General features: G+C 71.5%; 18 protein-coding genes and 1 pseudogene. 7 read left to right on the plus strand and 12 right to left on the minus strand.

From position 1 onward, the window contains the following. Positions 1–153 precede the first annotated feature (153 nt). The 7 genes from tkt to IF64_RS0103815 all read left to right on the plus strand — a co-directional run bounded on the left by tkt (position 154) and on the right by IF64_RS0103815 (position 9,973). Positions 154–2,253: a transketolase gene (tkt, locus tag IF64_RS0103785; protein ID WP_030530579.1), complete on the plus strand. Its 2,100-nt coding sequence runs from the start codon at positions 154–156 to the stop codon at positions 2,251–2,253. A gap of 20 nt (positions 2,254–2,273) precedes the next feature. Next, positions 2,274–3,383 (plus strand): transaldolase, encoded by a 1,110-nt coding sequence (gene tal / locus IF64_RS0103790; RefSeq protein WP_030530580.1) that lies wholly within the window; start codon positions 2,274–2,276, stop codon positions 3,381–3,383. An 8-nt stretch (positions 3,384–3,391) separates the two neighbouring features. Next, positions 3,392–4,999, plus strand: a complete 1,608-nt coding sequence (locus IF64_RS0103795) for a glucose-6-phosphate isomerase (protein ID WP_030530581.1) — start codon at positions 3,392–3,394, stop codon at positions 4,997–4,999. Beyond that, positions 4,996–6,525, plus strand: coding sequence for a glucose-6-phosphate dehydrogenase (gene zwf, locus IF64_RS0103800; RefSeq protein WP_030530582.1), 1,530 nt, complete (start codon positions 4,996–4,998; stop codon positions 6,523–6,525). Before IF64_RS0103795 ends, zwf begins: the two co-directional genes overlap by 4 nt. A 73-nt stretch (positions 6,526–6,598) precedes the next feature. After that, positions 6,599–7,798 (plus strand): glucose-6-phosphate dehydrogenase assembly protein OpcA, encoded by a 1,200-nt coding sequence (gene opcA / locus IF64_RS0103805; protein WP_051757479.1) that lies wholly within the window; start codon positions 6,599–6,601, stop codon positions 7,796–7,798. Further along, on the plus strand, positions 7,795–8,583 hold the full coding sequence (pgl, locus tag IF64_RS0103810) for a 6-phosphogluconolactonase (RefSeq protein ID WP_030530584.1): 789 nt from the start codon (positions 7,795–7,797) through the stop codon (positions 8,581–8,583). The genes opcA and pgl overlap by 4 nt, the downstream gene beginning before the upstream one ends. 163 nt (positions 8,584–8,746) lie before the next feature. Then, positions 8,747–9,973: a sensor histidine kinase gene (locus IF64_RS0103815; protein WP_030530585.1), complete on the plus strand. Its 1,227-nt coding sequence runs from the start codon at positions 8,747–8,749 to the stop codon at positions 9,971–9,973. Positions 9,974–10,098: 125 nt separating this feature from the next. Here the strand turns inward: IF64_RS0103815 and IF64_RS0103820 are convergent, their stop codons facing one another. From IF64_RS0103820 to IF64_RS0103880, 12 genes and pseudogenes are all read right to left on the minus strand, one after another. Further along, the gene (locus IF64_RS0103820) at positions 10,099–10,446 is read right to left on the minus strand and encodes an RNA polymerase-binding protein RbpA (protein WP_030530586.1); all 348 of its coding nucleotides are present in this window, start codon (positions 10,444–10,446) and stop codon (positions 10,099–10,101) included. Positions 10,447–10,492: 46 nt separating this feature from the next. Next, a complete protein-coding gene (gene secG, locus IF64_RS0103825; RefSeq protein WP_030530587.1) occupies positions 10,493–10,723 on the minus strand; it encodes a preprotein translocase subunit SecG in 231 nt (76 codons plus the stop codon). A gap of 58 nt (positions 10,724–10,781) precedes the next feature. After that, entirely contained in the window at positions 10,782–11,570 is a 789-nt protein-coding gene (gene tpiA, locus IF64_RS0103830) for a triose-phosphate isomerase (protein ID WP_030530588.1), read from the minus strand. Positions 11,571–11,670: 100 nt separating this feature from the next. Beyond that, positions 11,671–12,885: a phosphoglycerate kinase gene (locus IF64_RS0103835; protein ID WP_030530589.1), complete on the minus strand. Its 1,215-nt coding sequence runs from the start codon at positions 12,883–12,885 to the stop codon at positions 11,671–11,673. A 3-nt stretch (positions 12,886–12,888) separates the two neighbouring features. Further along, entirely contained in the window at positions 12,889–13,893 is a 1,005-nt protein-coding gene (gene gap, locus IF64_RS0103840; protein WP_030530590.1) for a type I glyceraldehyde-3-phosphate dehydrogenase, read from the minus strand. A gap of 220 nt (positions 13,894–14,113) precedes the next feature. Then, a complete protein-coding gene (locus IF64_RS0103845) occupies positions 14,114–18,592 on the minus strand; it encodes a coiled-coil domain-containing protein (RefSeq protein WP_030530591.1) in 4,479 nt (1,492 codons plus the stop codon). Between the two features lie 41 nt (positions 18,593–18,633). Further along, positions 18,634–19,365, minus strand: coding sequence for a hypothetical protein (locus IF64_RS0103850; RefSeq protein ID WP_425468475.1), 732 nt, complete (start codon positions 19,363–19,365; stop codon positions 18,634–18,636). A gap of 56 nt (positions 19,366–19,421) precedes the next feature. Then, on the minus strand, positions 19,422–21,017 hold the full coding sequence (locus IF64_RS0103855) for a hypothetical protein (protein WP_246134716.1): 1,596 nt from the start codon (positions 21,015–21,017) through the stop codon (positions 19,422–19,424). Positions 21,018–21,073: 56 nt separating this feature from the next. After that, the gene (locus IF64_RS0103860; protein ID WP_051757451.1) at positions 21,074–22,729 is read right to left on the minus strand and encodes a hypothetical protein; all 1,656 of its coding nucleotides are present in this window, start codon (positions 22,727–22,729) and stop codon (positions 21,074–21,076) included. A 371-nt stretch (positions 22,730–23,100) separates the two neighbouring features. After that, positions 23,101–24,066 (minus strand): annotated as a pseudogene (locus tag IF64_RS0103870) (glucosyl-3-phosphoglycerate synthase); the annotation flags it as partial. Positions 24,067–24,369: 303 nt separating this feature from the next. Further along, positions 24,370–25,356, minus strand: a complete 987-nt coding sequence (gene whiA / locus IF64_RS0103875; RefSeq protein ID WP_030530596.1) for a DNA-binding protein WhiA — start codon at positions 25,354–25,356, stop codon at positions 24,370–24,372. Continuing rightward, positions 25,347–26,354: a gluconeogenesis factor YvcK family protein gene (locus tag IF64_RS0103880; protein ID WP_030530597.1), complete on the minus strand. Its 1,008-nt coding sequence runs from the start codon at positions 26,352–26,354 to the stop codon at positions 25,347–25,349. The genes whiA and IF64_RS0103880 overlap by 10 nt, the downstream gene beginning before the upstream one ends. Positions 26,355–26,359 lie beyond the last annotated feature (5 nt).

Consider the following 26,359-nt stretch of genomic DNA (forward strand, 5'->3'; position numbering starts at 1 on the left):
GGTCACGTTCCACGGGTTACCTGCTGGTTCACTGTGGTACCCGCGCCCTGATCGATTAAGATCACCGGGGCAGCCGCCGACGGTGGTACGCCACCGGCGCGGCCGTCCCGGACGGCCAGCTTCAACCAAAGACGATTCAGGAGCCGAGTTCTAGTGTCGGAAATCGCCTCGACCGCGGAGAACAACCCACTACTGCGCCGGAACTACCCGGCCGACTGGGCCGACGTCGACACCCGGGCCGTGGACACGATCCGCGTGCTCGCCGCCGACGCGGTCGAGAACTGCGGCAGCGGCCATCCCGGCACGGCGATGAGCCTCGCGCCGGTCGCCTACTCGCTGTTCCAGCGCATCATGCGCCACGACCCCACCGACCCGGAGTGGCCGGCGCGTGACCGCTTCATCCTGTCCGCGGGACACTCCAGCCTGACGCTCTACATCCAGCTGTTCCTCGCCGGCTACGGCCTGGAGATGGAGGACCTCAAGCAGCTGCGCACGTGGGAGTCGAAGACCCCGGGCCACCCGGAGTACCGGCACACCCCCGGCGTGGAGACCACCACCGGCCCGCTCGGCCAGGGCCTGGCCAACGCGGTCGGCATGGCCATGGCCGCTCGCCGTGAGCGCGGGCTGCTCGACCCGGAGAGCCCCACCGGCCAGAGCCCGTTCGACCACCACATCTACGTGATCGCCTCCGACGGTGACATCGAGGAGGGCGTCACCTCCGAGGCCAGCTCGATCGCGGGCCGCCAGGAGCTGGGCAACCTCGTCGTGATCTACGACGACAACAAGATCTCCATCGAGGACGACACGAACGTCGCGCTGTCCGAGGACACCGCCAAGCGCTACGAGGCCTACGGCTGGCACGTGCAGGTCGTCGACGGCGGCGAGGACGTCGTGGCCTTCGAGGAGGCCGTCGCGGCGGCCAAGGCGGAGACGAACCGCCCCTCGTTCATCCTGCTGCGCACCGTGATCGGCTACCCGGCGCCGAACAAGATGAACACCGGCAAGGCACACGGTGCCGCGCTGGGTGCCGACGAGGTCGCGGCCGTCAAGCGCGAGCTCGGGTTCGACCCGGAGCAGGACTTCGCGATCGAGGACGAGGTGCTCGCCCACACCCGCAAGGCCGTCGACCGTGCCAAGGAGGCGCGGGCGCAGTGGCAGGAGCGGTTCGACGCGTGGGCTGCGCAGAACCCGGAGCGCAAGAAGCTCGCCGACCGCCTGCGCACCCGCACGCTGCCGGAGGGCTGGGACGAGGCCCTGCCGACGTGGGAGCCCGACGAGAAGGGTGTGGCCACGCGCAAGGCGTCCGGTCAGGTGCTCAACGCGATCGCCGACGCCCTTCCCGAGCTGTGGGGCGGTTCGGCCGACCTGGCCGAGAGCAACAACACGATCATCTCCGGTTCCGACTCGTTCGGCCCCGAGACGGCGTCGACGGACATGTTCACCATGCAGCCGTACGGCAGGAACCTGCACTTCGGTGTGCGTGAGCACGCGATGGGCTCGATCCTCAACGGCATCGCGCTGCACGGCGGCACGCGCCCGTACGGTGCGACGTTCCTGATCTTCAGCGACTACATGCGCCCGGCCGTGCGCCTCGCCGCGCTGATGAAGGCGCCGGTGACGTACGTGTGGACGCACGACTCGATCGGCCTCGGCGAGGACGGCCCGACGCACCAGCCGATCGAGCAGCTCGCCTCCCTGCGCGCCATCCCGGGCCTGAGCGTCGCGCGTCCGGCCGACGCGAACGAGACGGCCGCGGCGTGGAAGGCGGCGCTGGAGGACATCCACCACCCGACGGGCCTGGCGCTGACCCGCCAGAACGTGCCGGTGCTCGAGGGCACCGACGCCCAGGGTGTGGCCAAGGGCGGTTATGTGTTGGCCGAGGCCTCCAACGGCAACCCGGAGGTCGTGCTCATCGCGACGGGTTCCGAGGTGCAGTTGGCCGTCGAGGCCAGGAAGGTCCTCGAGGCCGACGGCGTCGCCGCGAGCGTGGTGTCGATGCCGTGTGTCGAGTGGTTCGACCGTCAGGACCAGGCCTACCGCGACGCGGTCATCCCGCCGACCGTCAAGGCCAGGGTCGCCGTCGAGGCCGGCATCGCGCAGCCGTGGCACCGCTTCGTCGGTGACGGCGGCGAGATCGTCTCGATCGAGCACTTCGGGGCCTCGGCCGACTACAAGACGTTGTTCCGTGAGTTCGGGTTCACCACGGAGGCCGTGGTGGCCGCGGCCCGCCGCGCGCTGGACAAGAACTCCTGACCGGATTGGGGAAACGCCTCATGAGTAACAACCTCGCAGCACTCTCCCAGGCCGGCGTGTCGATCTGGCTCGACGACCTGTCCCGTGAGCGGCTCAACTCCGGCAACCTGGCCGAGCTGATCCGCGACAAGCACGTCGTCGGCGTCACGACCAACCCGACGATCTTCGCCAACGCACTCTCCGACGGCGAGGCCTACGACGAGCAGGTCCGCGAGCTGGCCGCCCGCGGCGCCGACGTCAACGCCGCCGTGCGGGAGCTGACCACGACCGACGTGCGCAACGCCGCGGACCTGTTCCGCGACGTCCACCAGTCCACCGGCGGCGTCGACGGGCGCGTGTCGATCGAGGTCGACCCCGGCCTGGCCCGCGACACCGACAAGACCGTCGCCGAGGCCGCCGACCTGTGGAAGACGGTCGACCGGCCGAACCTGCTGGTGAAGATCCCCGCCACCGAGGAAGGCCTGCCCGCCATCACCCGCACGCTCGCCGAGGGCATCAGCGTCAACGTCACGCTGATCTTCTCGGTCGAACGGTACCGGGCCGTGATCGACGCCTACTTCGCCGGACTCGAGCAGGCCAAGGCCAACGGCCACGACCTGTCGTCGATCCACTCGGTCGCCTCGTTCTTCGTGTCCCGTGTGGACAGTGAGATCGACAAGCGACTCGAGGCGATCGGCACCGACGCGGCACTGGCCCTGCGCGGCCAGGCCGCGATCGCCAACGCCCAGCTGGCCTACGCCGCCTACGAGGAGCTCTTCTCCTCCGAGCGGTGGCGGGCCCTGGAGGCCGAGGGCGCGAACCCCCAGCGTCCACTGTGGGCGTCGACCGGGGTCAAGAACCCGGACTACTCCGACACCCGCTACGTCGACGGCCTCGTGGTCGCCAACACGGTGAACACCATGCCGGAGTCCACTCTGGACGCCGCGGCCGACCACGCGAACGTCACGGGCGACACCGTCAGCGGCGCCGCCGAGCAGGCCCAGGCCGTGTTCGACAAGCTCGAGGCGGTCGGCATCGACATCACCGACGTCTTCCTGACGCTGGAGAACGAGGGCGTCGAGAAGTTCGACAAGTCGTGGGCCGAGCTGCTGGAGACCGTCTCCGGCCAGCTCAACAAGGCGAAGGGCTGACGCTCGCGATGGGGGCCGACCAGACGGGGGTCGAACTCGACCCCGCACTCGAGACTGCCGCCGCGCCGTTGATCGACACCCTCGTCGCCGACGGCGTGGCGGGCAAGCTCGCCGCCCAGGACGCCACGTTGTGGGGCGCGGACGCCGAGTCCGAGGCCTCGATCCGGCTGGCGTGGACGACGCTGCACCGCACGTCCCGTCCACTGATCGGCGAGATCGAGGCGCTGCGTACGGATCTGCGTTCCGAGGGCGTCGACCGCGTCGTGCTCGCGGGCATGGGCGGCTCGTCGCTCGCGCCCGAGGTGATCACGGCGACCGAGGGTGTCGCGCTCACGGTGCTCGACACCACCGACCCGGCGCAGGTCGCCGACGCGCTGGCGGGCGATCTCGACCGCACGGTGCTCGTCGTGTCGTCGAAGTCGGGCACGACGGTCGAGACCGACAGCCACCGCCGGGTGTTCGCCGCGGCGTTCGAGGAGGAGGGCATCGATCCGGCACAGCGGATCGTCGTCGTCACCGATCCGGGCTCGCCGTTGGCCGAACTCGACCAGTGCCGCAAGGTGTTCCTCGCCGACCCGAACGTCGGCGGGCGCTACTCGGCGCTGACCGCGTTCGGGCTGGTGCCCGCCGGGCTCGCCGGCGCCGACGTCGCACGGTTGCTGGACCAGGCCGCGCTGGTGGCCGACGCCGTCGCGGCCGACACGGCCGACAACCCGGCGCTGCGGCTCGCGGCCGCGTTCGGGGCGGCACACGCCGACGGCGCGGAGAAGCTCGTCCTCGCGGACACGGGTTCGGGCATCACCGGTTTCGGCGACTGGGCCGAGCAGCTGATCGCCGAGTCCACCGGCAAGGAGGGCACCGGCCTGCTTCCCGTGGTGGTCGACGGCACGGACGCGCCCGGGTTCGCCGACGCCGCGGGCGACGCCACGCCGGTGGCGATCGGCCCGTCCTCGGGCGGGGCGCGAATCGCCACGCAGGGCCCGCTCGGTGCGCAGTTCCTGCTGTGGGAGTCCGCCGTCGCCGTCGCGGGCCGGTTGCTGGGTATCAACCCGTTCGACCAGCCCGACGTGGAGGCGGCGAAGAAGGCGGCGCGGTCGCTGCTGGACGATCCGGAGGCGCTGAACGCGACGGCGACCCCGTCCGCGGTGTCCGGTGCGGTCGAGGTCTACGCCTCCGCGGGCACGAGCGCGGAGGGCTCGCTGACCGACATCCTGCGGGAGTTCACCGCCACGGTGCCGGCCGACGGCTACCTCGCGGTGCAGGCGTACCTGGACCGGCTCGACGACGCCTCGGCGTCGTTGCTGCGGTCCGAGCTCGCCAAGCGCACCGGGGTGCAGACCACGTTCGGCTGGGGGCCGCGGTTCCTCCACTCGACGGGCCAGTACCACAAGGGCGGCCATCAGAACGGCGTGTTCCTGCAGATCACCGGTGCCTCCGAGGAGGACCTCGCGGTGCCGGACCGGCCGTACACATTGGGCACGCTGCAGCTGGCACAGGCCCTCGGCGACGGGCAGGTGCTCGCCGACCGGGGCAGGCCGGTCCTGCGGTTGCACCTGACCGACCGCGCCGCGGGACTGGCCGAGGTGATGCGCGCGGTACAGGAGATCAGTCGATGACGCGCAGCTGGACCAATCCGCTTCGCGACCCGAGGGACAAGCGGCTGCCGCGGATCGCGGGGCCGTCGAGCCTGGTGATCTTCGGCGTCACGGGCGATCTGTCCCGCAAGAAGCTCATGCCCGCGATCTACGACCTGGCGCACCGTGGCCTGTTGCCGCCCGGTTTCTCGCTGGTCGGCTTCGCCCGCCGGGAGTGGGAACACCAGGACTTCGGTGAACTGGTGCACGACGCGGTGGCCGAGCACGCCAGGACGCCGTTCCGCGAGTCGGTGTGGAACCGGCTCGCGGAGGGGATCCGGTTCGTGCAGGGCACGTTCGACGACGACGCGGCGTTCGACCGGCTCGCCGAGACGGTCCACGAGCTCGACGCCGAACGCGGCACGGGCGGCAACACGGCGTTCTACCTGTCGATCCCGCCGTGGGCGTTCCCGATCGTGACCAAGCAGTTGTCGCGTTCGGGGCTGGCGGACTTCGACGAGAACACGTGGCGCCGCGTCGTGATCGAGAAGCCGTTCGGGCACGACCTGGCGAGCGCCCAGGAGCTCAACTCGGTGGTCAACCAGGTCTTCCCCGAGGAGTCGGTGTTCCGCATCGACCACTACCTCGGCAAGGAGACCGTGCAGAACATCCTGGCGCTGCGGTTCGCGAACCAGTTGTTCGAACCTCTGTGGAACGCCCACTACGTGGACCACGTGCAGATCACGATGGCCGAGGACATCGGCCTCGGCGGGCGCGCCGCCTACTACGACGGCATCGGCGCCGCCCGTGACGTGATCCAGAACCACCTGTTGCAGCTTCTCGCGCTCACGGCGATGGAGGAGCCGGTGTCGTTCGAGCCGGGTGCGCTGCGGGCCGAGAAGGTGAAGGTGCTGGGCGCCACCAAGGCGGTCGGGCCGTTCGACGAGACGACGGCGGCCGGGCAGTACTCGGGCGGATGGCAGGGCGGCACGAAGGTGCCGGGCCTGGCGCAGGAGGCCGGCTTCGCGAAGGAGTCGACCACCGAGACCTACGCCGCGGTGACGTTGGAGGTGCAGAACCGCCGGTGGGCGGGCGTGCCATTCTACCTGCGCACCGGCAAGCGGCTGGGCAGGCGGGTCACGGAGATCGCGGTGGTGTTCAAGCGCGCGCCGCATCTGCCGTTCGACTCGACGGCCACCGAGGAGCTCGGGGAGAACGCGCTCGTCATCCGTGTGCAGCCGGACGAGGGCGTGACGATGCGGTTCGGCTCGAAGGTGCCGGGCACGACCATGGAGGTCCGCGACGTCACGATGGACTTCGGCTACGGGCACTCGTTCACGGAGAGCTCGCCGGAGGCCTATGAGCGGCTGATCCTCGACGTGTTGCTGGGTGAGCCGTCGCTGTTCCCGGTGAACGAGGAGGTCGAGTTGTCGTGGAAGATCCTCGACCCGGTTCTGCAGCACTGGGCCAAGCGCGGCGTTCCGGAGCCGTATCCGCCGGGAAGCTGGGGCCCGCCTGCGGCGGACCGCATGCTGGAGCGCACAGGACGTCAATGGAGGCGCCCGTGATCCATCATCGCGCAGCCCTCGATCGCGGGGCGCCGACCGGGTCCGAGTGTTCCGCAATGCACTGGAGGCGCCGGTGATCATCGATCTGCCGTCGACCACGACGTCGCAGTTGAACAAGAAGATGGTCGAGCTTCGGGAGCGGGGCGGCGCGGTGGCGCTGGGCCGGGTCCTGACGCTGGTGATCGTCGCGGAGGACGACGAGCAACTCGAGGATGCGATCGACGCGGCGAACGAGGCGAGCCGGGAGCATCCGTCGCGGGTGATCGTCGTGGCGAAGGGCGCTCGCACGGCGGCGCCGCGCATCGACGGGCAGATCCGGGTCGGTGGCGACGCGGGTGCCAGTGAGGTCGTGGTGTTGCGGTTGTACGGCCCGTTGGCGAATCAGGGCCAGAGCGCCGTGGTGCCGTTGTTGTTGCCGGATGCTCCGATCGTCACGTGGTGGCCGAGCAACGGTCCGCGGTCGCCGATGAAGGATCCGCTGGGCGCGTTGGCGCAGCGGCGGATCACGGATTCGGCGGCGGAGAAGAATCCGATCCGTTCGTTGCAGGGCCGTTCGAAGGCTTACACGGACGGGGACACGGATCTGGCGTGGACGCGGTTGACGCATTGGCGGGCGCAGCTGGCCGGTGCGTTGGATCTGCCGCCGTACGAGCGGGTGACGGCTGCGACGGTGACCGGGGAGGCCGATTCCCCGTCGACGGAGCTGCTCGCCGGGTGGCTGGCCGAGTATCTCGACGTGCCGGTCAAGCGCCACAAGACGACGAGCGCGCAGGGCATCGTGTCGGTGACCCTGGAGCGCCCTTCGGGTCCGATCTCGATCGAGCGGCCGGATGGGCGGACGGGCACGCTGACCCAGCCCGGTCAGCCGACGCGGCGGGTGGCGCTGCAGCGGCGCGACACGCGGGACTGCCTCATCGAGGAGTTGCGCAGGCTTGATCCGGACGAGATCTACGAGGCGGCGTTGAACGGGCTCGCGAAGCTGTCCGGTACGCGCCGGACGACGACTTCGGGCAAGTCCGGCTCGTCGAAGGCAGCGTCGTCGAAGGCAGCGTCGTCGAAGGAGTCCTCGAACGCAGGTTCTTCGAGGACCTCGTCGACGACGTCGGGCAAAGCCTCTGCCAAGGCCTCATCGAAGGCCTCGTCGAAGGACTCCGGCCCTAAGGACTCCGGCCCTAAGGACTCCGGCCCTAAGGACTCCGGCGCCAAGGACTCCGGCGCCAAGGACTCCAGCGCGAAGAACTCCGGCAGCAAGGCGAGGAGCAGCACGGCATGAGCACCTCCGACCCGGCGGGCGACGTCGTCGTCCACCCCGACGCCGACGTATTGGCGGCCGCGACGGCGGCTCGGCTCATCACGACGCTCGCGGACGTGCAGGCACGGAAGGGCTCGGCGTCGGTCGTGCTCACCGGCGGTGGCACGGGCATCGCCCTGCTCGAGCACGTCCGCCGCTCCCCCGCCCGCGACGCCGTCGACTGGTCGCGGCTGGACGTGTTCTGGGGCGACGAGCGGTTCGTGCCCGCCGACGACCCCGAACGCAACGACAAGCAGGCCCGCGAAGCCCTGCTGGACCACGTCCCGGTGGACCCGGCCCGGGTGCACGCCATGGCGGCCTCCGACGGCGAGTTCGGCGACGACCCGGACGCGGCCGCCGAGGCGTACGCCCGGGTGCTCGCCGACGTGGCCGACGGTGAGCACGGGACCGGCGCCGCCGTGCCCGCGTTCGACGTGCTGATGCTCGGGCTCGGCGGCGAGGGCCACACCGCGTCGATCTTCCCGGACTCCCCCGCCGCCCACGAGGCACGGCGCAGCGTGGTCGCGGTACGGAACTGCCCGAAGCCGCCCCCGACGCGGGTGTCGCTCACGTTCCCGGCGCTGCGGCGCGCGGACCAGGTCTGGCTGATCACCGCGGGCGAGGCGAAAGCCGAAGCCGTGGGCCGCGCCCACCGCGGCGCGGGTGAGGTGGAGCTTCCGGTGGCCGGTGCCCGCGGTACGAGCAGGACACTCTGGCTGCTCGACACCGCCGCGGCCGCCGACCTGCCCTGGTCACGGCACGTATAGGACACCACCCGGCCGTGGTGACCCACTCGCCACGGCCGGGTGTTCCCATACGAAAATTTCATGCGCGCTGCGTTAACAACCGCACACTTTTTCCCGAAGATGGAGACACTTCAGGGCAAGATGTCCTCTCATGGTGGAGTCCACAAGACGAGAGGTCTCAACCATGACCACAGAGGGAACGTTCCTCCCTGACGTCTCGGTTCAGGGCCCACGCTCGCGCTCCGCGGCCGACCGCATGCGGCACGCGCTGGGACCCGTCAAAAACTCGTTCACGACCTTGTGGAGCCGCTCAGCCGTCCGCAGCACCGCCATCGACGCCGGCGTCGTGCTGATCGCGGTCCTGGACGTCTGGCTCATCGTCCCCGAGAACGCCCCGGCCTATTCGGCGTACCTGTCGGCCGTCAGCTGCGTCGCGCTGCTGTTGCGGCGCTGGTTCCCGTTCACGGTGCTGCTGCTGACCATTCCGGGCTTCATGGCCGGATGGGCGCAGGTCGCCGCCATGATGGCGCTCGGATTCCTCGCGACCCGCAAGCAGACCCACTGGCAGGTGTGGGTCGGTGCGTGGCTGGTCTGGATGTGCCGGTTCGTGCTCTGGCCCTTGCCCGAGTTCGCGGCGCTGACCTGGAAGGACCACGGCCTCGACATCATCTACAGCACGATCGTCGCGGGCATGCCGTTGGCGATCGGCCTGCTGATCGGAGCCCGCCACCAGCTGGCCACCCGACTGGCCGAGCTCAACGCCAGCCGTGACCGCGAACGCAAGCTGCACGCCGAGATGGTGCGGGCGGAGGAACGCACCCGGCTGGCCAGGGAGATGCACGACGTCGTCTCCCACAACATCACGCTCATCGCCATGCAGGCGGGCGTGCTCACCGCCACGACGTCCGGCGGTGAGTCGGAACGCACCGCGCGCACCATCCGGGAGCTGAGCACGCACACCCTCGAGGAACTGCGCGGCCTGGTGGGGCTGCTGCGCTCGGGTTCGTGCGAGGACGACGGGCCGTCGCCGCAGGTGTGCCAGATCCCCGAACTGGTGCGCGAGTGCCAGGTGCCGGTGCGACTGGAGCTCGAGACGTTGCCGGAGTACGTGCCTGAGCAGGTGTCGGCGGCCGCCTACCGCACGGTGCAGGAGGCACTGACGAACGTGCGCAAGCACGCACCGGGCGCCGACACCCTCGTCACGGTGCACGCCGACGACACAGCACTGTTCGTGCAGGTCCGCAACGAACCACCGGCGGCCCGCAGGCAGAGTGAGGGCGCCCTGCCCTCCGGCGGCTACGGACTGACGGGCCTGGCCGAACGGGCGCGGCTGCTCGGCGGCACGCTCGAGTCGTCACCGACGGCCGAGGGCGGTTTCTGCGTCACGGCACGCTATCCGGTGCAGGCCTGACCGAGCACCGGCCTCCGCACCAGGCCCTCGCACCAGCGGGCCGATGCTCCCCCGGACACAGGTGAGTCCCCGCGGGATCGCATCCCACGGGGACTCACGTGTGCCGGTTGTCGTCGAGACGTGCCTCAGGCGCGGCCACGGCGCTGGCGCAACCGCTCCAGCGCCTCTTCGAGGAGGGCTTCCCCGTCCTCGTCGCTGCGGCGCTCCTTGACGTACTCCAGGTGCGACTTGAACGGCTCGGTCCGGCCCGCCGACGGCGGGTTCTCCTGGTCCTTGCCGCCGGGCAGGCCGCACTTGGGGCAGTCCCACTCGTCGGGAATCTCGGCGTCGAGCGCGAACGACAGTCGCGCTTCGTGTCCGTTGGCGCACCAGTACGACACGACGTGCCGGGGTGCGGTCTCACCGCGTTCGGACTCGCTGGACGGACCAGACGCCCCGATGCGCATCCCCCGGATCGCGTTGCCGCCGACCATCAAACCTCACCCACCAGAATCCCGGCGTGCTCACGCACGCGATCGATCAGATCTTCATGAGCAGGCCGAGCCCGATGATCGCGATGAGCCACACGGCGCCGAGGCCGACGGTGACCTTGTCCAGGTTCGACTCCGCGCGGCTCGATCCGGCCAGGCTGGCCTGCATCCCGCCACCGAACAAGGACGACAGTCCCCCACCGCGGCCGCGGTGCAGCAGTACGGCGATGATCAGCAGGAGGCTGGTCACGACCAACAGAATTTGCAGGAACAGTTGCATGTCATCCTCTGTCTACTGCGAGTGGCGAGGCACCCACAGTAGCGGGTGCCACACGCGATCAGGGTAGCGGGCCTCCGGCGGCCATGGCGCAGAGTTTGGTGAACTCGTCGCCGTCGAGGCTGGCGCCGCCGACCAGCGCACCGTCCACGTTCTCACACGCGACCAGGTCGGCGATGTTGCCCGACTTCACCGAGCCACCGTAGAGGACCCGCACGCCGTCGCCGACCTCGGCGCCGTACTTGTCGGTCAGCGCGCCGCGCAGCGCCGCGCACACCTCCTCGGCGTCCGCGGGCGTCGCCACCCGGCCGGTGCCGATCGCCCACACGGGCTCGTACGCCACGACGATGTCGGCGACCTGCTCGGTCTTCAGCCCCTTCAGCGCCGCGAGGAGCTGTCCGGTGGTGTGCTCGATGTGCGTGCCCGCCTCCCGGACGTCGAGCGGCTCGCCCACGCACAGGATCGGCGTGAGGTCGTTCTTCAGCGCCGCCCGCACCTTCTTCGCCACGACCTCGTCGGTCTCGGCGTGGTACTCGCGCCGTTCCGAGTGGCCGACGACGGCGTAGGTGCAGCCCAGCTTGGCGAGCATCGCACCCGAGACCTCACCGGTGTAGGCGCCGGAGGCATGCTGGGACACGTCCTGCGCCCCGTAGGTGAGCAGGAGCTTGTCCCCGTCGACCAGGGTCTGCACGCTGCGGATGTCGGTGAACGGCGGGATGACCGCCACGTCGACCTTCGCGTAGTACTTCTCCGGCAACGAGAAGGCGATCTTCTGCACCAGGGCGATGGCCTCGAGGTGGTTCAGATTCATCTTCCAGTTGCCCGCGACCAGCGGCTTGCGGGTGCTCATGAGTGGACCTCCGCCAGGGCGAGGGGGGTCTGGGGTGGAGCGGAGCTCCCCCCAGGGATGAGACACAGCCAGTTGCCCGCGACCAGCGGCTTGCGGGTGCTCACGCCGATGCTCCTTCGTCGAGAACCGCCACGCCGGGCAGGTCCTTGCCTTCCAGGTACTCGAGCGAGGCGCCGCCGCCGGTGGAGATGTGCGAGAAGCCGTCCTCGGGCAGGCCGAGCACGCGCACCGCCGCGGCCGAGTCACCGCCGCCGACGACGCTGAAGGCGTCCCCGTCGGCGATGGCCTGTGCGACCCCGCGGGTGCCGCCGGCGAACGGTTCCATCTCGAACACGCCCATCGGCCCGTTCCAGAACACGGTGGCGGCCGAGCCCGCGGCGTCGGCGAACAGCCGCACCGACTCGGGCCCGATGTCGAGGCCCATCCAGCCGTCCTCGATGCCGGTGGCCGGCACGGTGCGGGTGGCGGCGTCGGCGGCGAACCGGTCGGCGACGACGACGTCGACGGGCAGCAGGAGCTTGTCTCCCGCCTCGGCCAGCAGCCGCTTGCACACGTCCACCATGTCGGCCTCGAGCAGCGAGCTGCCGACCTCGTGGCCCTGCGCGGCGAGGAACGTGAAGCACATGCCACCGCCGACGACGAGGCGGTCGACCTTCGGCAGCAGGGCCTCGATGACGGCGAGCTTGTCCGAGACCTTCGAACCGCCGAGCACGACCACGTAGGGCCGGGCGGGGTCACCGGTCAGCGTGCGGAGCACGTCCAGCTCGGCCAGCACCAGACCGCCCGCGAAGGCGGGCAGTTCCCTGGCCACGTCGTAGACCGAGGCCTGCTTGCGGTGCACCACCCCGAAGCCGTCGGACACGAAGGCGGCCTCCGGTCCCACGAGGCCGGCCAGCTCACGGGCCAGCTCGGCGCGCTCGTCGGCGTCCTTGCTGGTCTCCCGCGGGTCGAAGCGGACGTTCTCCAGCATCGCGACCTGCCCGTCGGACAGGTTCGCGGTGACGTCCCTGGCCTCACGGCCGACGACGTCGCCGGCGAGGGGCACCGAGGTGCCCAGCAGCTCGCCGAGCCGCGCGGCGACGGGGCGCAGCGAGTACTTGTCCTCGGGTGCGCCCTTGGGGCGGCCGAGGTGCGCGGTGACGACCACCCTGGCCCCCGCGTCGGCGAGGCGCTTGATGGTCGGCAGCGCGGCACGCACGCGGCCGTCGTCGGTGATGCGGTCGCCGTCGAGCGGGACGTTCAGGTCCGAGCGGACCAGGACGTACCGCCCGGCGACGCCTTCGGTTACCAGATCGTCGAGTGTCGTGACCGTCATCGATCAGGACAGCTTGGAGCCGACGAGGTTGGCCAGGTCCGCGAGGCGGTTCGAGTAGCCCCACTCGTTGTCGTACCAGCCGAAGACCTTCACCTGGTCGTCGATGACCTTCGTCAGCGGCGCGTCGTAGATGCAGGAGGCCGGGTCGTTGACGATGTCCGAGGAGACGATCGGGTCCTCGCTGTAGCGCAGGATGCCCTTGAGCGGGCCCTCGGCGGCGGCCTTGTAGGCGGCGTTGATCTCGTCGACCGTGGCCTTCTTCGACAGGTTCACCGTCAGGTCGGTGATCGAGCCCGTCGGCACCGGCACCCGCAGCGAGTAGCCGTCCAGCTTGCCGTTCAGCTCGGGCAGCACCAGGCCGATGGCCTTGGCGGCACCGGTCGAGGTGGGCACGACGTTCAGCGCGGCGGCGCGGGCCCTGCGCGGGTCCTTGTGCGGGCCGTCCTGCAGGTTCTGGTCGGCGGTGTAGGCGTGGGTCGTCGTCATCAGACCCTTCTCGATGCCGAACTCGTCGTTGAGCACCTTGGCCAGCGGCGCGAGGCAGTTCGTGGTGCACGAGGCGTTCGAGATGATGGTCTGCGAGCCGTCGTACAGGTTGTCGTTGGCGCCCAGCACGACCGTCAGGTCCTCACCCTTGGCGGGCGCGGAGATGATGACCTTCTTCGCACCACCGGACAGGTGCGCCTTGGCGTCGTCGGCGTTGGTGAAGAAACCCGTGGACTCGACGACCACGTCGACACCCAGGTCGCCCCACGGCAGCTTGGCCGGGTCGCGCTCGGCGAGGGCCTTGATGGTCTTGCCGCCCACGACGATCCCCTCGTCGGAGGTGGTGATCTCCTCGGGGTAGCGCCCGAGCACGCTGTCGTACTTGAGCAGGTGCGCCATCGTGGAGACGTCACCGAGGTCGTTGAACGCGACCACCTCGATGTCGTGGCCGCTGGCAGCCGCGGCACGGAAGAAGTTGCGGCCGATCCGGCCGAAGCCGTTGACGCCTACGCGAACCGTCACTTCTGCTCTCTCCTCACAGTTCTTCGACCCGGCTTGGGGCGCCGGCTTCCACGTCGTTGGGACGTCCTCACCCTAGCGTGACGACCAGGCGATACCCGGATACCCCGTGCGAGACGTCGCGCACCTTGAACCATGCAGAAATCGTTCAAGATCGCGGGCGTCACACGACCCCGCCGCGCGAGTCGGTGGCCCCGGTCGATCGCGGCTCGGTCGGCCCGGCTCAGCCCGCGGCCGACTTGGTGTACACGCGGGCCGAGGTGAGCCGCGCGGTGCCGTCGGGTTCGGGCAGGGCGTCGAGTTCCTTGCGCACGGTCGCGTCGACCGACAGGTACTTCCGCCCCGCGCGCAGGTCCGCGTCGTTGCGCAGGCGCACGATGAGCGGGAACTCCGACAGCGCCCCCGCGTCGAACAGCCCCGTCGTGTAGACGAGTTGCACGCCGAGCGCCTCGGCCACGGCGCGCTGCAGTTCGAGCAGGTAGCCCGCCGACGCGCGGCCGATCGGGTTGTCGAGGAACAGCACACCGGAGTGCGGATTGCGCATCCGGCCGCGGTTGTTGGCGCGCAGCGCGGCGAGTGTGCAGTACAGGATGATCGCCGCGGTCAGCTGCTGGCCGCCGGAGAACACGTCGCGGATCTCCGACACCCGCTGCCGTTCGGTGCGCAGCACCGAGTCCGGCTTCAGCATGTCGACGCGGAACCCCTTCGGCACGGCCGCCCGCACGCCGCGCAGCAACAACGACAGCCCGTCGCGTTTGACGTCCCTGCCGTCGGCCGTCCTGCCCGCCGCCGCCTCGTCGACGACCTCGCCGAGTGCGGTGGCCAGTTCGGCGTCGTCGAGCTCGGTGAAGCGGATGCGGAGGAACTCCTGGCCGGACCAGTCGCCGAGCCCGTCGGGCAGGCGCGACACCCGCTGCGCCGAACGCAGGGTGCGGATCGCACCCTCGACCATGCTCTGCAGCCGGGTGACGATGCCGCTGCGGTGCCGGTCGATCTGCGCGAGGTCGTCGGTCAGCGTCCGCAGCCGCGGGCGCAGCGCCTGTGCCCATTCCTCGGCGTGCTCGGGCAGGCTGTCCCTGCGCACGGACACCACCTGCTGGCGCACCGGCGTGTCCAGCTTCTCGAACCGCTTCTCGGTGGCGTACTGGGCCAGCGCGTCGGCCGCCGCGCGCACGCGCGTGGCCGCCTCGTCGACCTGCTGCTGCGCCGACGTCAGGCGCGCGGTGAGGTCGGTCGCACGGGCCTGCGCCTCCTCGACGTCCCCGTCGAACGCGGCCTGCTGCTCGCCCTGCGGCACGTGCGGGGCCAGCGACTCGGCCAGCATCCGGAAGCCCGACGCGCTCTGCTTGGCCGCGTCGAGCGTGCTCTGCGCCGCGGCCCGCTGCTCGCGGAGCTCCTCGACCGCCCGGGCCGCCGCCGACACCTCGTCGGCGGCCTGCTCGATGAGCTCACGGCCGTGTTCGACGTCGCGGGGACGTTCCACGGTGTCGAGCGGGCCCGTCGGTGCGGGCAGCTGGTCGAGCTCGGCGTTGCGGGTGGCGAGCCTGCCGATCACCTCGGTGCGTTCGGCCTCGAGGGTCTCCACCGCCCGCGCCGCGCGCGCCTGAGCCGCCGCCCTGGCCGAGGCGTCGGAACCGTCGGGGGTCTCCAGCAACTCGCCCGCCCGCGTGCGCACCGCCTCGTCCAGGTTCTCCAGCGCCACGCGCGCCGCCGACTCGGCAGCCTCCGCCTGTTCGAGTTCGGCGCGCAGGTCACCGCCCACCTCGACCCGTGCGTAGGCCTCCGAGGCGGACGTGAAGGCCCTGCGCAGCGCGTCGACGGGTTCGCTCGGCACGCCCCCGTCCGACTCGCCGGCCTGGCCGGACTCCTCGGACTCCTCGAGTGACACGGAGCCACCGCCGGGCACCTCCGCGAGCTCACCCCGTGCCGTCGTCGCCGTCCGGCGGTGGCCGTCGGCGGTGCGCTGGTGTTCGGCGGCCTGTTCCCGCAGGCGCGCCGCCTGCGCCGCGCTCGCCTGCGCGCGCTGTTCGGCCAGCGCCGCGGCCTCCTTCGCGCGCTCGCACTCCTCGGCCCACTGCGGCAGCCTGGCCGCACGCCCGGCGAGTTCGGTGAGACTGCGCGCGCTGTCCTCGGCACTGCGCGCCTCCGACCGCAGCGTGGGAACGCGGCCACGCAGGTCGTCCCGTTTGCCGGTGAGCCGCTCGGTGGTCTGCTCGGCCTCGGTGACGGCCTGCTCGGCGGCGTCCCGCGCGCTGTCGGCCTCGTGGGCGCGTTCGGCCAGCACCGCGATGCTGCCGGGCGGGTAGTCCTCCCGCCAGGTGGTCAGCTTCCAGGTGAGCGCGGCATCGGCGCCGATCGACTCCTCGAGCTCGGCCAGCCTGCGCTGGCGGTCGTGTTGCCTGCGGCTGATGGCCCCGCGTTCGGCGTCGGCCGCGTCCTCGTCGTACATCGCCGGGTTGGGCGGGACGAGGAACGCCACCCCCGGCGCCTCGGCCAGCTCGCGGTCGGCGAGGGCCGCGGTGGTACCGACCGCGATGACCGCGCCGGGCAGCAACCGGTGTTCGGTCAGCACCTCCTGCGCACGGTCGAGCTGCGCCGGATCGTTGAGCAGGACACCGGCCACGAGCTGCGGAGCCCGCCGCACGGCGTCCGCACGTGCCGCGGAATCCAGAGTGGACAGATAGCGCCAGCCCGACCACGCCGTGATGCCCGCCTCCTCCAGGACGTCCAGCGCGGCCTGGACCTCCTCGGGGGGCGGCAACAGTCCGCCCGAGCCCAGCGCGCCGAGGGCCCGCTCGTCGCGGGATTCGTCCATCCGCAGCGTGGTCTGCTCCCGCTCGGCCTCGGCACGGGCCTCGGCGAGACGGTCCAGCAGCGCGGGGGTGTCGGTCTCCAACGTGACCGTGTCGGTGCCGAGCAGTTCGGCGAGCCGCGGTTCGGCGGCCAGCGCGTCGGTGCGCCGGTGCGCACGCGTCAGTTCCTCGGCGGCACGATCGGCCCTGTCCCGTGCGGCGGCCGCCTCGCGCTGCGCCTCGCCCGCCGCCGTCTGCGCCGCGGCCAGTTCCTCCGCGACCCGTTCGAGCTCGGCCTCCCTGCGGGCCAGTTCGGCCGCCGCCTCCTCGCCGCGTGCCGCGGCCGCTCTCGCCGCCTCCGCGACGTCGGCGCCGTGGGCGAGCAGCCCGGCGGAGGTGGCCTCGGCGATCTCGGCGCGCACCTCGTCGATGCGTGTCGAGAAGCCGTCGGCCTCCGCACGGCGGGCCGCGGCCGTCGAGGTGGCCTCGTCGCGTTCCTTCTGCGCCTGCTCCGCCTCGGCGCGCAGGGCGGCGGCCCGCTGTTCGGCCTCCTCCGCCTGCTGCTGGGCGTCCCTGGCGAGTCCGAGCAGGCCGCGCGCGAGTGCGGCGGCGGCGGCGTTCTTCGCCTCGAGCGCGGGCCGCGCCTTCTCCTCCCTGCTGCCCACGAGCTCACGGATGTCGGCCGCCTTGCGTGCCGCGCCGAGGTGGGTCAGGACGGTGCCGGTCTCGCGCCACGCCTCGTTGAGGGTCTTCGCCTCGGCCAGCTCGGCGTCGATGCGCTCCTTGTCGGCCTCGGCCTCGTCGCGCAGCATGCCGGCCACGAGCCGCCGGAGTTCGGTCAGCACCGCCTGTTTGCGCCGGTGGTCGCCCTCGGCCAGCCGTTCGGCGTCGGCGACCTCCGACACGTGTGCGGTCAGGGTCTCCAGACGTTCGGTCTCGACCGCGTCCCTGGCCGCGACCTCACCCGCCAGCGTGGCCAGTTCGGCGCGCGCGGCGTCGGCGACCGTCCGCGCGGCCGCGGCGAACCGCTCCTCGTCGATCAGCGGGGTCAGCGCGTCCAGCGCGCCGGCGACGAAGTCCCGCTCGGTCATCAGCTCGCCCCGCTGGGCGAGGTTGTCGGCGTACGTGGCCACGACGTCGGCCAGGTCCTTGGGCTCCTCCTCGGTGATCACCGCACGCAGGAGGAACTCGACGAAGGCCTCGTCGGTGTTGAACGCGAAGGCGTCGGCGGCCTCGCCCTCGCCCGCGTTCATCGCCCGCTGGTAGCGGAACAGTTCCGTGTCCAGTCCCAGCTGGTCGAGTCGCTCGGTCCACTCGTGGTGCCTGCGCGTCCAGAACAACTGCAGTTCGGGGATCTGCGCGTGCAGCGACGTCATCCGGTCGTGGAAACCGGACATGGTCAGCAGGCGACCGTCCTCGGTCAGCGGCAGCGTGTCGAGGCCGACCTCGGCGCCAGGCCGGAAGCAGTACCAGGAGTCGATCAGGTTCGCCGGGTCCGACGAGGCCACGTGCCCGCGCCACTCCGAGGCCTTGCCCGTGATGAGGCGCTGGCCGCTCTCGACGTGCTGCCACTCGAGCACGACGTGCGCGACGTCCTTCGCCCCGACGAACTTCTCCAGCACGCGGGTGTTCGTGGTGCCCACGACCTGGCGCCTGCCCGGCAGCATCACCGAGAAGATCAGTTTGATCAGCACCGACTTGCCGCCGCCGTTCTCGAGGAACAGCACGCTCGCCGGCGACGGACGCCGGGGAGGCCCGCCGTCGGCGTGGTGGATGCCCGCGCCGAACAGCGCGTCTTGCTGCGGCGCGGTGACCACGTCGCCGACCCCGGAGAAGTCCAGCACCACGTCCTGGTACCGCGCGCCGGCCGGACCCACCGAGTGCAGGCGCACCCGCGACAGCTCGTACATGTACTCCCCTACAGCGTGGCCGGGTGTGGAACCGGCGGCGTCTACAGCGTGTCCGTGGCCGAGGCCCGCAACGTCGAACCCTCGCCCGGCACCGAGACGACCCCGAGCGCGAGCAGCTCGTCGAACGCGGCGTCGGCCGCGAGTTCGCGCACCTGCACCTGGTAGCGCGGCGTCGTCCGGTACGTCCCGCCCTGCTCGGAACTCACCGGGACGAGGAATCCCTGCTCGGCCAGGAACCGTAGCGCCCGCGTCACCATGCCGCGCGTGGTGTCCGGGGCCAGGCGGCCGTCCTTCGTCGCGGCCGCGGCCGGCCTGCGCGCGTACGCGCGCCACGCCTGTTCGAGTTCGGGCGCGTCGGCCAGCGGATCGGTGTTCGCCGCCGCCCGTTCGTCGAGGATGCGGCACGCCTCCCGCACCACGCCGTCGACCTGTTCGACGCTCACCCTGCCGATGTAGGTGTCGTTGGCCAGGTCGTCGGGGCGCGGATAGCCCAGTGCCGCCGTCGCCAGGTGGACCAGACCGTGCAGCACCTTCTCGGTGTCGCGGCGCTCGCGGATCTTCGACTGGCGGGCGTAACTGTCCATCTTGATCTCGAAGATCGACTCGTCGGTCGCGGCCAGCACCGCACCGGCCTGCGCGTTGACCTCGAGGACCATGAGCCCCATGCCCGCCGCGATGCCGTGCGTGAGCTGTTTGAACGCGCTGTCCTCGCCGTAGCGGCGCACCAGCTCGGCGTAGACCACGTCGCGGCCCGGCACGAGCTTGGGCCGCATGCCGAACGCCAGCAGTCTGGCCGCGGCCTCGGCGTCGGCGGCCGAATGTCCGGTGCTCACAGTGCCCTCTCCTCCGTGCTCATCTCTGGCCCGCTCGTCTCGGCCGTGGTCGGCTCCCCGGTCCTCGCGGTGCTCGTCGCGTCGCCCGAGTCGTCCGGCCCGGGCGCGCCGGACTCGGGGTCGTCCGAAACGGTGGAGTCGGGCTCGTCGGGCTGCACGGTGGCCGACATCAGCAACAGGTCCGCGCCACCGATCTCCGGGTCGTCCAGTTCGGTGCCGTCGTCGACGGCGAGCAGCACCCGTTCCTGTCCCTGCCGCAGGGCGCCGCCCACCTCGGGTCCGTAGGCGTGCACGGCACGCAACGCGACCAGCCGCGCCACCGCCGGATCGGCCGCGCGGGCCTCCTCGAGCAGTCCCGACAGCCTGCGCGGCACCTCGGGCAGATCGAGCAGCGCATCGGCCTGCCGCCACTGTTCGTCGGTGAAGGCGTCGGAGTCCTCGGCGGGAAGCAGTTCCGGTTCGGGTACCTCGCCGACCACGTGTTCGCGCTCCGGCGCGGGCCGCAGCAGCAGCGACACCAGCGAGGGCAGCGACGGCACGGTCGGCAGCGCCAGTCCGGTCCCCGCGCGGAAGTACGCCTCGGTGGGGGCCAGTGCATCGGCCAGCGACAGATCGAGCGTCGGGGTGAGCAGCTGGCCGAACACGTCGATCGCGGCGCGCTGCGGCGGTCCGGAGAACTGCTGGCGGTCCTGTTCCGCACGGAACACCGCACCGGCGGCCTGCAGCCGGTTCTGGAGCTGGGTGTGCCTGCGGATGCAGTCGGCGACGATGTCGACCAGCTCGGCGGCGCGGCGTTTGTGGTCGGGATCCTCGGCCTCGTCGCGCGCGGCCGTGATGTTCTTCAAGATGGCGGTCTCGGCGCGGAACCGGGACTCGATGTGCGTCAGCGCCGAGTCGAGCAGCTCGGGCAGTTCCCGTTCCCAGTCGACGGAACGTACGTCGCGCCGCGTCGCGTCGAGCCGGGCACGGAGGATCTCGCCGTACTGCACGGTCCGGTACCGGGCCTGTTCCGCGGCGAGCTTGGCGTCGGCGAGCCTGCCGCGGGTGATCAGGTTCTCCAGCTTGACCTCGGCGGCGATGTGCGCCGACTCGACGTCGGTGTCGAGTGCGCCCACGAGGACGTTGATCGCCTCGTCCGTGGCGCGCAGGTACACCTCGCCGTCGGGTGCCGCCAGCTCGACGAGGAGTTTGAAGTCGAACGCCCTGCGCCGGTAGCGCCCGTCGGCGTCGACGGCCCCGTACACGCGGCGGAACCCGCGATCGGTGGTGCCGACGTTGATCAGGTTGTCCAGCACCCACCGCGCGACCCGCAGGTGCTCGTCGCTGCTGCGGTCGGGCGCCTGCGCGGCGATGAACGGCAGGAGCCGGTGGGTGACCTGCTGGTGGTCGGCGCCGGTGTCGAAGTCCATCGCGATCGTGACCTGGTCGATCGTGTGGAGCCCGATCTCGGCCATCTGGTACACGGTCGCGTCGGCCCAGTCGAGCTTGGCCTTGCGTGCGTCGAGATCGTGCAGCGGCGCCGTGCAGGCCAGTGCCTTCAGCCTGCGCGCGAGCCCCTCGTCGGGGTCGGCGGTCGTCTCGTCAGCTCGCACGGTGTGAGGTTAAGCCAAGCCCACCGGCCGCCGTCGGGCCGGGGAACCCACGCCGGCTAGCCGACCGGTGACGAGGCGTGCCTGCCCGGCGGATCCTCCCCTGCCGGCTCGGCGTCCCCCGTGCCGTGCGCACCGGGTGCCCCCGCCACGACCGCGTCCTCGTCACCGCCCCGCGCCCGCGTGTCGGCGTCCGGCGTCGGGCCGGGGTCCGGCTTCGCGCGGTCGCCACCCGTGCCGCTGCCCGTGTCGTCGTTGCGGGTGTCGTCGCTGGCTCGCCGGTGCTTCAGGAACGCGGTGATGCCGAGGACACCCGCCAGGGGCAGCAGCGTCAGGCCGGGCAACTGGTAGCGCCACGAGAACTCGAAGGCCGCCGCACCGCCGAGGGAGACCAGGGCGAGGCCCACCGGCAGCAGGGTCGCGGCCCGTATGCCGCTCGCCCGGACCCTGCGGGTGATGCCGAGTCCGGCCGCGAGGGCGACCAGCGCGGCGGCGCCCAGCAGGTGTCCCGGCATGAAGCCGCCGAACAGCTGGTACCACCGCAACGCCGTGCCGAGGGTCGGGCGCGACTCGGGTTCCTCGCCGCTGAAGCGCACCGAGTACTCGCGGCTCTTCTCCTCGTGGTTGTAGAACTGGTAGGTCGGCTGGAAGTGCCACCGCTCGACGGAGACGTCCCCCGGGGTGTCGATGCGCCAGCCGCGGAAGCCCTTGAGGAAGTCGTTGAGGACCGCCAGCGCGACGTCGACGGGCTGCTGCTTGATGACGGCCCTGCCGAAGTCCTGCTGGATCTTGACGATGTTGGTGCCCTCGGGCCATTGGTTGCGCCATTCCTCGTCGGCGCCGATGTGGGCGTACACGTCGCTGCCGAGCCGTTCGTCGAGCGGCTCCGGCGGGCAGGCCGGGCGCAGCCGTTCGGGCAGCTCCAGGGTGTCGCAGTCGGCCACCACGGCGCCGCGGGCGTAGAGCACGTTGCCGGTCGAGGGGCTGAGCGCGAAGTGGCCGGCCCAGCTGGCGTAGTAGGTGCCGTAGCCGACCACGACGATCAGCAGCGGCAGCACGAGAGCGGCGATGCGCGGCAGGATCGTCCGCCACGCCGCCCACGTCCGCCAGCGGCGCCACACCCCGCCTGCGATCAGCAGGAACAGCACGGCGGGCAGGGCCAGGGGCAGCGCCACCATGCGGAACACGACGGCGATGCCGAACAGCAGGCCCGCCACGGCCACCGCCCACACCGGCGGTTGTCCACCGCGTTTCCCGAGCAGCAGCCACAGGATGCCGACGAGGATCACCTGGAACCAGACGTCGGACATGATCATCTGCTCGATCTGCACCTCGTAGGCGTCGAGCAGAACCGGTGCGGCGGCGAGCGCGGCGAGCCAGTTGCGCCGCACCCCCAGTCGCTTGGCGAGCGCGTACAGCGCCACGCCGCACGCCAGGCCCGCGACGTGCTGCAGGAACGAGACCAGGCCCAGTCCACCCACGGCCAGCAGCGGGTCGAGGATGAACAGGTCGTACCCGATCGGGTGCAGTCCCGTCGGGTTGTGCACGCCGACGTTGTCGAGATACCGGAACGAGTCCCCGTACAGCAGCGCGGGCGGATAGGCCAACCAGGCCGCGGCCCGCAGACCGGCGCCGGCCACGAAGACCACCAGGAACAACCAGTGGTGCCGGCCGAGGTCGAGGGCACGGCGCTTCAACAGCGCGGGAGCGAGCACGCCAGGAAGCTAGCAATCCTGATCCGCCCATTCGGCGCGGGGCCCCCTGAAAACGCGCATTTCATGGCGGAAGAAAAGTGCATTCCCGGAACATTCCCGGGGGTGTTCGCCGTCGGGGGCGCCACCGTTATCGGTCAGGCCGTGTCCCGCAACCGTTCCGTGATCTCCCCGTCGGCCGCCGGTGCGGGGGTCGTGTCCGCGTCGCCGACCTCGGCCGGGTCGGCCGGCTCCGCGGGGGTGCCGGCGTCGTCTCGGGCGCCGCCGTCACTGTCCCCGCCGTTACTGGCCCCGCCGCCGTCACTGCCCTCGCCGCGGTCACTGCCCTCGCCGCGGTTACTGCCCTCGCCGCGGTCACTGCCCCGGCCGTCACGCCGGACGGCCTCCAGTGGACGGCGTTCCTCCAGCGTGAGGTCGGTGAGCACGAGGTCGCGTTCCACCCCGGTCCCTCCGGTCCCGGTGGTGCGCTGGAACTGGGCCAGCAGCGTGGCCGGCGGTACCGACAGCGACATGCGCCCGTGCCGCCGCAGTCGGTCCAGCAGCGTGAGGATGATCTGCCCCGACATGCGCCCGAGTGCCTGGGTGGTCTGGTGGCGATGGGTGCGCATGCCGAGGTCGACCTGGGCGAGCGCGTCGAGCCCGCGCCATTCGACGAGGTCGATGAGGTGGCCGATCTCGACGCCGTAGTGGGTGACGAACGGGATGGCCTCCAGCACCTCGCGCCTGCCCGCGTACTCGCCTGCCAGCGGCTGGACGAATCCGGACAGTTCGGGCCAGAACATGTTCAGCAACGGGCGGGCGACGAGTTCGGTGACGCGGCCGCCGCCGTCGGCCTCGCGGTGCTCGGCCTCGAGCAACGGCCGGTGGTAGAAGCCCTTGACGTAGTCGACGCCGGTGCGGGTCAGCAGCGGCCCGAGCAGCCCGATGACGTAGTCCGCGGTGAAGTCGTACAGGTCGCCGTCGACGAAGACGACGAGGTCTCCGGAGGTGGCGGCCAGGCCCTTCCACAGCGCCTCGCCCTTGCCGCGCCGGCCGGGCAACCAGGGCAGGACCGCGTCCTGCGCCACGACGTCGGCCCCCGCCTCGGCGGCGACGGCCGCGGTGCGGTCCTGGGAGTGCGAGTCCACGACGAGCACCTCGTCGACGAGCGGCTGGTCGTCGACGAGCGCCGTGCGCACCGTCCGCACGATCTGCCCGACCGTGTCCTGCTCGTCCCGGGCGGGGATCACGACGCTCACGGTGCGGCCGCGCTTGGCGGCGACGAGTTCGGCGGCCGTCCAGTCGTCGGCGCGGGCCGAGCGGTTCTCGAGCCACGTGCCGATCTCGGCGGAGACGGCCAGTTCGGTGCCTGCGGGCGAGTTCGCAGGGTTCGCAGAGTTCTCCGGATTCGCCGGATTCGCAGGGTTCGCCGGATTCGCCGGGGTCGCCGAGGTCGTCGTCCTGGTCGCGTGCACGTGCTGCCCCCTTTCGTCGAGCCCGGCCGGAGGGTGGGCGGCCGGGCTGTCGTGAGGTGTCGGAGCCGTTCTCGCCTTCGAGCGTCGACCTGCCGCGTTTCCGGCCGGGGACCGGCGGTGCAACCTCTGGGTTACGAGATCGGGGCCGTTTCACCACGTGGGTAACGGGCCGCGTTCACACGCCGGCGCTCACACTTCCTCGTCGAGCATCTCCGCGGTCACTGCCGACTCGGTGTCGGGGATACCCAGCTCGGCCGCCTTCTTATCCGCCATGGCCAGCAGCCGGCGGATCCGGCCGGCCACGGCGTCCTTCGTCATCGGCGGGTCGGACAGCTGGCCGAGTTCCTCGAGGGATGCCTGCCGGTTGCCCACTCGCAGCCGGCCTGCGGTGAGCAGGTGTTCCGGCGCGCCGTCGCCGAGGATCTCCATGGCCCGTTCGACCCGTGCCGCCGCCGCGACGGCCGCGCGGGCCGAGCGGCGCAGGTTGGCGTCGTCGAAGTTGGCCAGCCGGTTGGCGGTGGCACGCACCTCGCGGCGCATGCGGCGTTCCTCCCACGCCAGCACGCTCGAGTGGGCGCCGAGGCGCGTCAGCAGTGCGCCGATGGCGTCGCCGTCCCGCACGACGACCCGGTCGGCTCCGCGCACCTCACGCGATTTGGCCTGGATGCCGAGCCTGCGTGCTGCGCCGACGAGCGCGAGCGCCGCCTCCGGGCCGGGGCAGGTGACCTCCAGCGAGGACGAGCGGCCGGGCTCGGTGAGCGAGCCGTGCGCGAGGAAGGCGCCGCGCCAGGCGGCCTCGGCGTCGGCGATGCCCCCGGAGACCACCGGGGCGGGCAGACCGCGCACGGGCCTGCCGCGTTGGTCGATGAGGCCGGTCTGCCTGGCCAGTCCCTCACCGTCCTTGACCACGCGCACCACGTAGCGGTTGCCCTTGCGCAGTCCGCCCGAGGTGATCATGTGGATGTCGGCCTGGTGGCCGTACAGCTCGTGGATCTCCTTGCGGAGTTTCCGCGCGACCGAGCCGGTGTCGAGCTCGGCCTCGACCACGACTCTGCCCGCCACGATGTGCAGCCCGCCGGCGAACCGCAGCATGGACGCCACCTCCGACCGGCGCGGGCTCACCTTCGTGAGCTCGAGTCGGCTGAGTTCGTCCTTGACCGCCGCCGTCATCGCCATGAGAGCCCCTCCTTCGCGCCCGTCGCTCCGAGCGCGTCTCGCACACAACCAGCCAGCGCGTCCGGGTCGTGCCGTCCCACCGCGGTGGGAGAGGCGACCGACGCCAGATGCGCACGCCCGCCCAGCGCCGCGGCCGCCGAGTGCAGCCTCGCGGGGGTGGGGACCGAGTCGCGGTCGGCGATCACGGCGTCCACCCCGAGCCGGGGAGCGTGCTGGAAGAGTACGTCCAGGTGTTGCTCGGGTGAGAAGCCCGCCGTCTCTCCCGGCTGCGGCACGAGGTTGAGGATGACGATCTTCGTGGCGGAGGTCTCGACGAGCGCATCGTGCAGCTCAGGCACCAGAAGATGCGGAAGCACGCTCGTGAACCAGGAGCCGGGGCCGAGGAACACGGCGTCGGCCGACCGCACCGCCTCGACCGCCTCGGCGCACGCCTGCGGCGGTTTCGGCACCGGTGTCACGCCACCGGCGACCGAGGCTTCACCCACCTGGTCGACACTGTGGAGGGTGATGCGCTGGACCTGTCCCGGCGTGCTCGCGACCGCGACCTGACCCCGGATGCGGCTCACCGCCCCGCCCGGTTCGAGGCCGGTCACCTCGGCCTCGATGTCGAGAGGGTCGGTCGACATCGGCAGCACGCGCCCGGACACGCCCAGCAGCCGGGCGGCCTCGTCCAGCCCCGCCACCGGGTCGCCGAGCACCTCGAACAGGCCGGCCAGCACGAGGTTGCCCACGGCGTGCCCGGTCAGCGCCCCACTGCCGCCGAACCGGTGCTGGAACACCTCCGCCCAGCGGTCGCCTCCGTCGTCGGCCGCCGCCAGCGCCGCCAGGGCCTGCCTGAGGTCGCCGGGTGGCAGCAGCCCCAGCTCGCGGCGTAACCGGCCCGACGAGCCGCCGTCGTCGGCGACCGTCACGACGGCCGTGACGTCGCTGGTGACCCTGCGCAACGCCGTCAGCGTCGCATGCAGACCGTGTCCCCCACCGAGGGCAACCGCACGCATCTGAG

This window comes from Prauserella rugosa (genome assembly GCF_000719975.1).
Classification (GTDB): Bacteria; Actinomycetota; Actinomycetes; order Mycobacteriales; family Pseudonocardiaceae; genus Prauserella; species Prauserella rugosa.